Below are 11,320 nucleotides of genomic sequence, written 5' to 3' on the forward strand. Positions count from 1 at the left end.
AAGGACAAAAAGTCTTTGAACTAGACGCCAACGACGAAGGCGAAGACCAGACCAAGGATAGCCAATGCTTCTGCAAGGGCGAAGCCAAGCAGGGCGATGGGCTGCAGGATGCGCTGAGCTTCCGGCTGGCGGGCTACACCGTTGATGTAGGCAGCGAAGATCATGCCCACGCCAATAGCCGAGCCGATAGCCGCTAGGCCGTAACCAATCATATTAAGGGAGCCGTGCATTATTTGTTCCTTTCAAGATACCGACGTTGTGCCGGCAGTTTGGGAAGTGATTCTTGATTTCGGGAAAAGCTTTGGTTGTTGCTGGGGAAAACGTTTAGTGTGTGTCAGCTTCCAGGCTGCCCTGGATATAGATCGCTGTCAGCAAGGTAAAGACGAATGCTTGCAGAACCATGATCAACAGTTCCAGGCCATACATGGCCACAGAACCGGCGATCACTGCAACGCCGGTGGCGTTGAGCAAGATGTTGTCTTGTTCCATGATCAAGTACTGTGCGCCGCTACCGGCAAGAATCACAATCATGTGCCCAGCGAGCATTGTTGCCATCAAACGCAAGGAGTGCGTCAGGGGACGAACAATGAAGTTGGAAATGATTTCCAGCGGCACCAGCAACGGCAGAATCCAGCCGGGAACCCCGGACGGAACAACTGCCAGCTTGAAGAATCGGATACCGTTCTTCTGCACTCCAACACCAATCCACGTGAAGTAGATGATCAGGGCAATTGCGTAAGCACTGCCGGCATGGGAGAAGGAGGGCAGTTGCAAGAATGGAATGGCGCCGAAGATGTTATTCAGCAGCACAAACAAGAACACGGAGAATAGCAGCGGTACCCAGGGGCGGAAGTTTTTCTCACCCATGATGTCGCGGCCAACTGTATTGCGCGCGAAGCTGTAGAAGCCTTCGGCGAAGAATTGGACTCGGCCCGGAACCAGTTTCGGGTTTCGGATCGCGACCTTAAAGAACACTGCGATCAAAACCACCGACAAGACGACCAAGATCATCTGCTTGCCAATCCCGGTGCCATATTCGGCCATCCAGGGAAGGATGTCTGGGAGGTGGGTGTCGCTAATCGTCGGTGGGATAAAACCACCGTCATTCGAGGCCATCGGAAGCGCAAACGCGGTCAACGCGCTGTCCTCTCTGCAGTTTCGGTCATAGGGCAAGTGTGGTGGTCCATCAAAAGATGGTCAGCACCGTGAAAAAGTCTGATGGTGGGCTTCATTGCTGCTTGCCATCATCTTGGCGACCATGCCTTTGATGATGCCGGGCTAGGTAATATCCGCAGACAGCCCCGATGGGGATGGCAGCGAACAAAATCCAAGCAGTGTCCAACAAAAAGTCCAGTCCCCACCCTATCAAACCCCAGAGCAGGATTCCGCCAATAATGTAGGTGTAGTCCAGCTTTCCCGTATTGGACTGGGGTGGAACCACAACATGCTGTGGTTCCTGTCCATCCGGTAACTTATTTGTCATGCGTTGCGTCCTTTGTGTCGCCCTCGAGTGATGAAGCCACTTCCGGGGGAAATTCCGCTGGCGTAACTTTCTGCTCCGGAGCGCCAAAGATCAGGAAGCGCTGTTTGCTGAAAATAATGACCTCTGTGGCCTGCCACAGTAGGACACAAACCACCGCTGCGCCAGCAAACCAAGGTTTGTTCAGCCATGTGGGGGTGCCAAGAGCAAATAGCACGGCGGCAAATCCAACCACCTTGACGAAATAGGTCATCACAAAGATACCCATCACCGCTTCCGGCATCCTTTTGCTGAAGAGGTGCCCAACAAGCTGACTTAAGCCGAAGAAAGCAATCACAAGAAATGAACCAAACAACACGCTAAGCACGCCGTCTGGGTCGGTAAGAATGAATGCTAAAACCACCATGATGACAACAGCAATGCCGTCAACGAAGACGCACTTTTTTAAAATGTTCCAGCTGGGACTCGCAGATGGACCCGACGCCGTCAACGGAGCCCTCACAGCACCGTTGCGGGCACTTTTGTCCTTCATGAGATCTCCATCATTGGGGCGGCCTGCCGTATTCCAGCGGCACACAAGAGGTTAAACAGTTTGGCCGGGTAGACCAGGTGAATGTCACCACAGGGAATTCTACACGAGATAGAACTTGAAGTTGACTCATAACATCGACAGGTCCCATGCCCCGAGTTTAGTCCTACAGATTTTCATCTGTCCCGTGGATGAACCCAGTCTTTTGCTCGCGCTTACGCAAGAGCTTCTGAAAGAAGGTTGGCGTGCGCAGATACGCCAGAACAACAATAAAACCGGCGGCTGTGGCGAGAATCTGAGCTACCTCCCCGCCTTGGGCTGCTGTAACACCGAGCAGGCTCACAAGAATGGTGGCGAGAGAGACAACAGCAGTTGCCTGTACGTGGCTGAGCCCAACAATTGTTAGGCGCTGGTAGACATGCTGGCGGTGGGCAACGTACCAACGCTCACCGGCAAGGAGCCGGCGCAAGAATGTTACAAAGGTGTCAGTGAGGTAGATCAGAACTGGCGAGAAGATGTACTCAACCGGCACTCCCACCAAAAATGCGCACATGGCAGTAACAGCAATTGACGCGCCGAGCAGGTAGCTTCCAACATCCCCAAGAAAAACTTTGTTGCGGCTCAGGTTCCAGGGCAGGAACCCCGCAAACGACATGGCGATGGCAATGCCAACATAAACCAGCCAGGCGTGAGCCGTAGTAAGTCCGGCATAAGCGTAAAACCCTCCCACGAGCAAGCCATGTGTCCCGGAAATTCCGTTAATTCCGTCCATAAAGTTGGTGACGTTGACGTAGGCGGCAACCGCTATTGCCCCTGCAGGAATCAACCACAACTGCTGCTGACCCGGATCGATTAGCGCTACGGCAGCTGTGGCCAATCCGCCCACTGACAGCTGAAGACCCGCCCGAACCTTCACAGACAGACCACGGATGTCTTCTAACCAGCCGATTGTTGAGGCAGCGAGCACGACGGCGAATATCACCAACAATGTCGCCACACCCTGGTTGGTTGCACCGGTCTGGGGCAAAAAGACCGCCACAATGATCGCCACAGACAGGGCTACGGCGGTGGTAATACCCATACCCCGGATTGTCGGCATTGTGTGGGAGGAGCGGGCATTGGGAACATCAAGTACCCCGGCCCGCGCCAACAATGGCCGGGCTACCAGCGGAAGCAGAAGTGCCAGAACAAGCGCCAAAGCGCCGACGGTGATTTGAGCCCACAATTCCATCATGCACCCGCCGCAACGTCGCCGTCGGACTCATCAATGCTGGGGGCCTGCGCCCCGGCCTCGTCACGGCAGCGCTGCAACCATAGTGCAAGATCGAGACTCTCCGGGCTGAGCGGTCGAGCATGCGTGTGCGAAATTTTGGCGTGCCCATCGGGGTCCTTAACCTCGTCATCTCCTGTCAGCTGTTCGTGCAGCTTCTCTGAAGGGCGCAGGCCAGTGATCTTGATCTTGATATCGCGTCCTGACATGGCAATCATGCGTTCTGCCACGTCCATGATGCGCACTGGCTCCCCCATGTCCAAGATCAGAACGTCCCCACCGTGGCCGATCGCTCCTGCCTGAATGACAAGTTGGCAAGCCTCCGGAATGGTCATAAAAAAACGGGTCACATCGGGGTGCGTGACAGTGACGGGACCGCCGTTATTGATCTGGTCGGTGAATAAGGGAAGCATGGAGCCTCGGCTGCCTATGACGTTGCCAAACCGGACTGACACGTAGCGCATGCCCGTCTCCCCCGCCATCCACGATGTGAGCTTTTCGGCGGCCCGTTTCGAGTGGCCCAACGCCGTTGTGGGACTAGCCGCCTTATCGGTGGAAACGTTAACAAAGGTTTCCACGTCCACACTGCGAGCAGCTTGAAGCACGTTCAAGGAACCAATGACGTTAGTTTTCCAACCCTCTTCGGGGTACATCTGTAGCAGTGGTGCATGCTTGAGCGCGGCCGCATGGAACACTACTTCTGGACGGCGTCTGGCGAAGATGTCATTCAAGAAGTCCGCATCCCGGATGTCTGCCAACACAATATTCTTATCATCCAGCAGGCCGTGGCCTTCAATAGAGAGCTGAGTATGCTGCAATCCGGATTCATCACGGTCAAGCATGATCAGTTCCGCAGGGTCAAAGTTGTGTAACTGGCGGCACAACTCGGAACCAATCGAGCCTCCGGCACCGGTCACCAGAACACGTTTTCCTCTGACATAGCCGGCGATCTGTTCCACTTGTGTTTCTACAGGGGTGCGGCCAATAAGGTCAGCAACGTCAATCTCTCGGAAATCTGTGAGGCCACCTTTGCTGTCCCGGTTGGTATCCGGACTTAGCATTTCCTGCAGCGGCGGCAGCACAAGGACTTTCACGCCAAGACCTGAGACACTGTCGGAGATTTCGCGGATCCGCTTTGCGCTGATGTGGGCAACTGCAAGGACCACAACAGTTGATCGGGTGCGTTTGATGATCTCAGGGAGGTCGTCTCCACCGCCGAGAACGCCAACCGAGCTCAGACGCAGATGCTTTTTAGAGGCGTCATCATCAATTAGTCCAACGGGGACGTAAGGCGATTCAGGGTCCTGAACCATACGGGTGACAAGTGAATTACCAAGGAAACCGGCACCATAGATCAAAGTTTTTTGGGCTTCTTCCCCAAAAATTGGTTTGCCTTCAACGTAGAGTCGCTTTGCATAACGCACAGCCGCCATGGAAAGCGCGGCGAAGGGGAACGCAATAACTGCCACCGAACGGGCAATATGGAGCTCATTGATGAAAACTGACAATAAAATACTTGTCACAACGCCGACTATTAATGTCACAGCAATCAGCACGCGGGCCTCATGAATACTGCCGAACACATGGCGGCCGCGGTACAAGGCCATGTACCAGCCGGCAATCAGCTGAGTGGCAACGGCTATAGCAATCAGCAACGCCATGCCGGGGAAGTTAATAAGGTTGACGTCCAGCTCGTAACGCAGCAATACGGCTAGCATCAAGGCGATCGCCCAACACAACGAATCAAGAATTCCTTGCGACCAAAGCCACAGCCTCGGTTTACGTTCGCCGTCGGTGGAAGTGACAGCGACTTTTGCGTTTGGCTGGGTGCTTGAGGTATTCAACGTGATTCTTATATCCGTATTCTGCCAAGGTGGTGATTGCTATGGAGCTGTTGTTCACGGCGCAATAGTCCACCGGTCGGCGGCTGTACTAAAGTAGAAGCTACACAAGAATAGTAATCCCTCCAGATGCTTACTCACGGTTTAGCCGTGCCGGATGCCGGGCAACGCCGCGAGCACCACCCGAAAGGACTACCCTTGATAGACACAGTAGCCGTCGCTGCGCTCACTTTTGATCGGCCGGAGGACGTGCGAACGTTGTTGGGGGCCTTATCAGCTCAAACCCACACCCCACATGCCATCGCACTTGTCGATTCAGGTACACAGTCGGTGGAGTCGATTGCGGCACAAGCACCCTCGCCTGTTACCTACGTTCGGTCTTTGGCGAACTTGGGCGGTGCCGGCGGATTCTCCCTCGCCATCCTAAACGCCATGGCCTCTGGCGCCGACTGGGTCTGGATCATGGACGACGACGCCCACCCGGAAGACCCCGCCTGCCTGGCCACCCTGTTGGAGGCCGCCAAAAGCCGCAATTTGGATGTTGTTGTGCCATTGATCGTGGCACCCGGTGAGCCAACCAAGTTATCTTTTCCATTCCGTATTGACGGTCATCTAACCCACGATCGTTCAGTAGTGGAGCCCTTGGGTTTCATTGACAATGTTGGGCAGTTCTTTAACGGCGCTCTGATCCGCACAGACGTTTTCTTCAAGGTTGGGCTTCCGGATCTGCGCCTGTTTATCCGTGGTGATGAAACTGACTTCATGCTTCGACTGCGCCAAGCCAAGGTGAAGTTTGGCACTGTCACCTCCGTGGCTCTGACCCATCCGGCGGGCTGGGGCGAGGTTCAGGAAGTTCTTGGGGACAGGCTCCATGTGCTTGTTCCGGAAACCCCGTTCAAGCGCTTTTATTACTACCGCAACCGCGGATTTCTCACCCGCAAGCACCGCCGCGTGCGCTCCCTGGTGGCCGACGCCGCCGGGTACCCCCTGTATTTCCTTAAAAAGGGTGACCTTAAAGGTCTGGCCAAATGGGCGCGAACCTACGGCGCCGGCCTGCGGGGACCAAACTTCGGCCCCATGAAGGACCAACAGTTTTGAGTTTTGACCGGCGAGATCGCTTTTTCATCGTCATCACCACTTTCAACCGTGTTGACTATTTGAAGGACCTCTTGGCCTCAATTGCTGAGCTGACCCCGGCCCCGGATGGCGTCATTGTTGTCAATAATGCCAGCACCGACTCGACCAGTTCGGTTGTTGACGCCGCCGTCGAAGAATTTGCGGGGCTCCCCTCGCCTATTGTGTTGGTCAATCATCAGCTTCCTGAGAACGTTGGTGGGGCTGGAGGATTCTCAGCGGGGGTGGAGCAGGCTTTGGCCCATGGCGCCCAATGGATGTGGCTGATGGACGACGACGTCACGTGCGTTCCCGGGGCTATCGGCGCTTTTGGTCCGTGGATGGATAAATACGATGCGCTTGTAGGGCGCCGTTACGATGCCGCAGGGGAACCTTTTTACTGGCAAAACAATTTCAGCACCTTCCTTGGTTTTCCGCTGCCGGTGCGCGGGGATGTTTTTGAAACCTCCAACGAATTCGCCACCAACGTTGGTTGCTTCGAGGGAATGCTGTTGCACTCGGACGCCGTTCAAGGCGTAGGTTTGCCGGATCCACGGTTCTTTTTAAACTGGGACGACACCATCTACGGGTGGCAAATATCACTTCAGCGCCCAGTTATGTATGTCAATGAGTTTGTGCTGCACAAGGCGCGTACGCAGCGAACCATTGATTTGGGCATTAGACACCTCAATGACTCCTCTAATCTGAGCCGTTATTATGTGATGCGCAATCGCGGTTTGGTAGGGCAGTACTTGCGTGCCCACGGAAAGTTCAGTCCAGTCGGATTCGCACTGGGCACAGCCCTGACCGCTGCCAAAGAACTGTTACGTCTGGTGGGGGTTGAAAGGACGCTGCGTGGCAGCGGGAAGCTTCTTGCTGGCTGGCGTGGATCCCGCAAGATTTTAGCTGACACCGATTTTGAAATCATGGCGCCACTAGCGGAGGAAAAATAGCATGTCTGGTGATTCCTCCGCGTTGCGCTGGTTAGTCGTTGGCTCTTCAGGCTTTGTTGGCACTGCCATTGTTGCGCAACTGCGAGAACGTGGTCTGGTTGTTGACACGCTTTCTGCGCCCAGACTTTCCAGTGAAGCCACAACGGCTCAAGCCCTTATCGATGAAGCTCATGCCATCTGTGATTCTGCGTCAGCGTCAGCTTTTCGCTTACTGTGCAGCGCATTTGCCAACGTTGACGTGGTGGTCAATGCCGCCGGGCTGGCCACGCCAGGGGATAGCGAATCCCCCGCTTTGACAGGTGCCAATGCCCTGCTTCCATCCGTCATAGCACTGGCCGCAAAGACTGCTGGTGTACGGCGTTTTGTGCACGTCAGTAGCGCATCGGTGCAGGGCCACCGGAAATTTATTGATGAAACCACCAGCCGTGCGCCGTTTTCCGCTTATTCGCGCTCGAAGGCGCTCGGAGAAGAAGCACTGGAGGAGTTGGCCAGGGATTCCTCCATCGTGGATGGCGCTTCGGGGCCCGGAAAAACCTCTTGGGTGAGTGTGCGGGCAACATCTGTGCAAGGGCCCTCCCGCCCCACAACATTGTCTCTGGTGAAGGTCGCCAGCTCGCCGCTGTCATCCGTTGCCGCACCGGGCACGGCACCCACGCCAGTGAGCTCAATCAACGCCCTCGCATGGTTTGTGGTGGAAGCCGGTCAGTACCCAGGGACTGTTCCACCATTGGTCTTGCAACCGTGGGAAGGCTTATCCGTCACGGACGTTTTAGCTGCTGCAGGAGTTCGTAGTCCCCTACGCCTGCCCCCATGGCTGTGCCATACGGTCTTGCGCTGTGGATACTTAGCCTCTGGGCTCATCAAGGAACGCCTACACGGCCCCATCAGAAGAGTCGAGTTGATGTGGTTTGGCCAAGCCCAAGCCCCCGGCTGGGCGGAGACGGTAGGGCTCAGTGCCGAACAGTCCGTGCGCACAGTGCTTGAGCAAGCCCGGACACCTCGCCCCTCGGCTTAGCTCCATCAGTCCGGTTTACTCGGCAGGGTCCTTTATTTCTTCAACTTCATCGACGGCAGGAACAGTGGTTTCGGCGGCCTCCGCAGGCTGGCTCTTGGTGAGATTTACCGGAGACCACATTTGCGGCTCTGCCTCGGCTCCAAGCGCACTGGGGATCATACGCTGGATTTCCGCCAGTGAAATGGCACCCTCACGGACCACTCGCAGGCGTAGGCCCGTGGCGTCGACAATAGTGGAGGGAATCCCAGTAGTGCCTTCCTCTGGCCGGAAGCCACCTTCCAAATACACCTCAACGGCTTCGGAAAGTTGCGCACGCGCCTCAGATCCGGTCTGCGCGGCGGGCTGGCCGGTCCTATTGGCACTGGAAACGGCCAAGGGCCCGGTAATGGTGAGCAGGTCAAGGGCCAGCTGGTCATCCGGGACACGCAGTGCAACCGTTCCCACTGTGTCACCAAGATCCCAAGTCAGTGTTGGTTGAGCGTGAAAGATCAGGGTCAGCGGCCCTGGCCAGTACTTCTCAGCGAGCTTGCGTGCATCGTCGGAGATTTCAACGGCCAGACCGTCCATGGTGCCGATGCGAGGTATAAGCACAGGCGGTGGCATGTTCCGTCCACGGCCTTTGGCTGCAAGCAGGGTCGCCACTGCCTGTGGCGAGAAAGCATCCGCGGCAATGCCGTAGACGGTGTCCGTGGGCATGACGATGACCTGTTTGGCAGCTATTGCCTTCGCCGCATGGGCCAGACCTTCAGCGCGCTGGGCTTCATTGGTGCAGTTATAAGAAGTGGTACTCACAGACTCATTCTTTCATCACGGCGTCCATGGAATTGAACGCGTCCAGCCAATCACAAATTGGTACTTGGGAATCTAACAGCGGTATCCGCTGGTTGCTCTGTCCCGCCCGGTCAGATCTTGGTGGGAACGAACATTCTCCCAGTGTCCGCTTTGCTTTAGCAGCTGGGAGATTTGTTCGCCCTGCACTTCAGCGTGCTCCATAACAAAGTATCCTCCCGGACGTAAAAGACGTGCTGCCGTTTCGGCGGCTGCCGCGGGAATTTCCATACCGTCTTCTCCGCCACCATAAAGTGCCATATGGGGATCGTGTAAGCGCACTTCAATATCCCGCGGGATCGCATCAGCAGGGATGTAGGGCGGGTTTGAAACAACCACGTCCACTAAGGCGTTCAGCTCTACAAAAGCGTCGCGCATATCCCCGCGAATCAGGACTGCTCCGGTGCCAGCAAGATTTCGCTGCGCCCATGGATAAGCCTCATCGCTGAGCTCTACAGCATAGACCCGGGTACCGGCTACCTCAGTGGCCATAGCAGCGGCGATTGCCCCCGAACCTGTGCCGAGGTCGACGGCGAGCAGTTCAGACTTGTACGTACTTTCCTGAGACATGTGTGTTAAAACGTCGATGGCCAGCTGAACCACTGACTCGGTTTCAGGCCTGGGCACAAAAACACCCTTCCCCACCGCCAACTCCAGGTGCCTAAAATAGGCAACTCCCGTGATGTGCTGCAACGGTTCCCGCGCTTCACGGCGAGCAATGAGAGCGTCGTAACCAGCAGGTACTACAGCTGTACCAAATAACATTGCAGCTACTTCACCAGGGCTTACCCCCAGCAAGTGAGCGGCCAGAAGTTGCGCGTCCACGGCTGGAGAAGGGACGCCCGCAGCACCGAGAATCTGCGTTGCCGCGTTCACGGCATCTGCCAGCCGAGTTTCAGGGAGGGCGTGAGTGGGCCCACGTTCGCCCGGTACCGAAGACCCTAGGCCCCCGCGCCCGAGGGCCCCGGGCACTGACGCGCCAGCGTCAGGGTTTGGGAGAGCGTGGGTGGGCCCACGTTCGCCCGGTTCCGAAGAAATCGCGCCAGCGGTTTCTTCGGCCGGCGAATGGGGACTAGTCGCCAAGGGCGTCCAATCGGGACTGCTCATCCATGGAGATGGCTGACTGCACCACTGGCTCCAAATCGCCGTTCATGACGGCATCAAGATTGTACGCTTTGTAGCCAGTACGGTGGTCAGCGATCCTATTTTCCGGGTAGTTATAGGTACGGATACGCTCCGAGCGGTCCATGGTCCGAATCTGTGACTTACGGGTAGCCGAATTCTCCGCATCAATGATGGCCTGCTGGTGGGCCAGGATACGTGCCCGAAGCACGCGCATACCTGCCTCACGGTTTTGCAGCTGCGACTTCTCATTCTGCATGGCAACAACAATGCCTGTTGGAAGGTGGGTGATGCGAACAGCGGAGTCCGTAGTGTTCACCGACTGGCCACCAGGACCGGAAGAACGGTAAACATCAATCTTGAGATCATTCTGGCTGATATCCACTTCCTCAGGCTCATCAACTTCCGGAAGCACCAAAACCCCGGCTGCCGAAGTGTGGATACGTCCCTGAGACTCTGTTGCTGGCACACGCTGCACTCGGTGGACGCCACCTTCAAACTTCAGGCGAGCAAAAACACCCTCGGCGGGATCGTTTGAGCGGCCTTTTACGGCGATGGAAATATCCTTGTACCCGCCAAGATCCGACTCTGTGGCTGAGATAACTTCAGTCTTCCAGCCGCGGGAATCTGCATACCGCGTGTACATGCGCACCAAGTCTGCGGCAAACAGCGCAGCCTCGTCGCCACCTTCACCGGCCTTGACTTCAAGAATCACATCCCGGGCGTCGTCAGGATCACGAGGAATCAGCAGGCGGCGTAGCTTCTCCTGCGCGGCTGCCAGCTGTTCTGCCAAGATGGGAACCTCGGCAGCAAAATCTGCATCCTCAGCAGCCATCTCCTTGGCGGCACCTAGGTCATCTCCCAGTGATTCAACTTGATGGTATCCCTGAACCACATTGCTCAACTCCGCGTAACGGCGGCCTAGTTTGCGCGCCAACGACTGATCGGCATGCACTTCAGGCTCGCTGAGGCGCATCTGAAGCTCGGCATGCTCATCAAGGAGCCCGTGGATGGATTCAAACATTTCAAAAACCTCTCTCGACGTACGTCAAGTCTAATTACTTCTGCATGGCGGGATCTATAACTGCAGTTAACGCACAAAACCGCCGTCGTTGTAAAGGGGCCCGGCAGCTAAATGAACACTGCCGGTGTGCCCCTTTACAAATGAG

12 protein-coding genes are annotated in these 11,320 nt (G+C 56.1%); 3 read left to right on the forward strand and 9 right to left on the reverse strand.

What is annotated here, in order from left to right; translation table 11 throughout:
* Positions 1-20: 20 nt before the first annotated feature.
* The 6 genes from AAFM46_RS11505 to AAFM46_RS11530 form a co-directional block, all read right to left on the reverse strand.
* Positions 21-230, reverse strand: coding sequence for an ATP synthase F0 subunit C (locus AAFM46_RS11505; RefSeq protein WP_233911837.1), 210 nt, complete (start codon positions 228-230; stop codon positions 21-23).
* A gap of 94 nt (positions 231-324) precedes the next feature.
* Positions 325-1,137, reverse strand: a complete 813-nt coding sequence (gene atpB / locus AAFM46_RS11510) for a F0F1 ATP synthase subunit A (RefSeq protein WP_283528205.1) — start codon at positions 1,135-1,137, stop codon at positions 325-327.
* Positions 1,138-1,228: 91 nt separating this feature from the next.
* On the reverse strand, positions 1,229-1,483 hold the full coding sequence (locus AAFM46_RS11515; RefSeq protein WP_283528207.1) for a hypothetical protein: 255 nt from the start codon (positions 1,481-1,483) through the stop codon (positions 1,229-1,231).
* Positions 1,473-2,012: a hypothetical protein gene (locus AAFM46_RS11520; protein ID WP_343317904.1), complete on the reverse strand. Its 540-nt coding sequence runs from the start codon at positions 2,010-2,012 to the stop codon at positions 1,473-1,475. The genes AAFM46_RS11515 and AAFM46_RS11520 overlap by 11 nt, the downstream gene beginning before the upstream one ends.
* Positions 2,013-2,175: 163 nt before the next feature.
* Complete coding sequence (locus AAFM46_RS11525; protein WP_343317905.1) at positions 2,176-3,243, reverse strand: glycosyltransferase family 4 protein; 1,068 nt, start codon at positions 3,241-3,243, stop codon at positions 2,176-2,178.
* Positions 3,240-5,123 carry a nucleoside-diphosphate sugar epimerase/dehydratase gene (locus AAFM46_RS11530; protein WP_283528214.1) on the reverse strand — a complete coding sequence of 628 codons (1,884 nt, stop codon included), beginning with the start codon at positions 5,121-5,123 and terminating at the stop codon, positions 3,240-3,242. Before AAFM46_RS11530 ends, AAFM46_RS11525 begins: the two co-directional genes overlap by 4 nt.
* 195 nt (positions 5,124-5,318) lie before the next feature.
* Between AAFM46_RS11530 and AAFM46_RS11535 the strand changes: the two genes are divergently transcribed.
* From AAFM46_RS11535 to AAFM46_RS11545, 3 genes are read left to right on the forward strand one after another with little or no spacing between them, the layout of a single operon-like run.
* Positions 5,319-6,218: a glycosyltransferase gene (locus AAFM46_RS11535; protein WP_343320439.1), complete on the forward strand. Its 900-nt coding sequence runs from the start codon at positions 5,319-5,321 to the stop codon at positions 6,216-6,218.
* Complete coding sequence (locus tag AAFM46_RS11540) at positions 6,215-7,186, forward strand: glycosyltransferase (RefSeq protein ID WP_343317908.1); 972 nt, start codon at positions 6,215-6,217, stop codon at positions 7,184-7,186. Before AAFM46_RS11535 ends, AAFM46_RS11540 begins: the two co-directional genes overlap by 4 nt.
* A gap of 1 nt (position 7,187) precedes the next feature.
* Positions 7,188-8,201 carry an NAD-dependent epimerase/dehydratase family protein gene (locus AAFM46_RS11545; protein ID WP_343317910.1) on the forward strand — a complete coding sequence of 338 codons (1,014 nt, stop codon included), beginning with the start codon at positions 7,188-7,190 and terminating at the stop codon, positions 8,199-8,201.
* Between the two features lie 15 nt (positions 8,202-8,216).
* On the opposite strand, the gene AAFM46_RS11550 is transcribed toward AAFM46_RS11545, so the two are convergent.
* The 3 genes from AAFM46_RS11550 to prfA all read right to left on the reverse strand — a co-directional run bounded on the left by AAFM46_RS11550 (position 8,217) and on the right by prfA (position 11,175).
* Entirely contained in the window at positions 8,217-8,993 is a 777-nt protein-coding gene (locus AAFM46_RS11550; protein ID WP_283528220.1) for an L-threonylcarbamoyladenylate synthase, read from the reverse strand.
* 72 nt (positions 8,994-9,065) lie between these two features.
* On the reverse strand, positions 9,066-10,136 hold the full coding sequence (prmC, locus tag AAFM46_RS11555; RefSeq protein ID WP_343317912.1) for a peptide chain release factor N(5)-glutamine methyltransferase: 1,071 nt from the start codon (positions 10,134-10,136) through the stop codon (positions 9,066-9,068).
* Complete coding sequence (gene prfA, locus AAFM46_RS11560) at positions 10,102-11,175, reverse strand: peptide chain release factor 1 (RefSeq protein WP_283528223.1); 1,074 nt, start codon at positions 11,173-11,175, stop codon at positions 10,102-10,104. The genes prmC and prfA overlap by 35 nt, the downstream gene beginning before the upstream one ends.
* Positions 11,176-11,320: the final 145 nt, after the last annotated feature.

This window comes from Arthrobacter sp. TMP15 (assembly GCF_039529835.1).
In the GTDB taxonomy this organism is placed as follows: Bacteria; Actinomycetota; Actinomycetes; order Actinomycetales; family Micrococcaceae; genus Specibacter.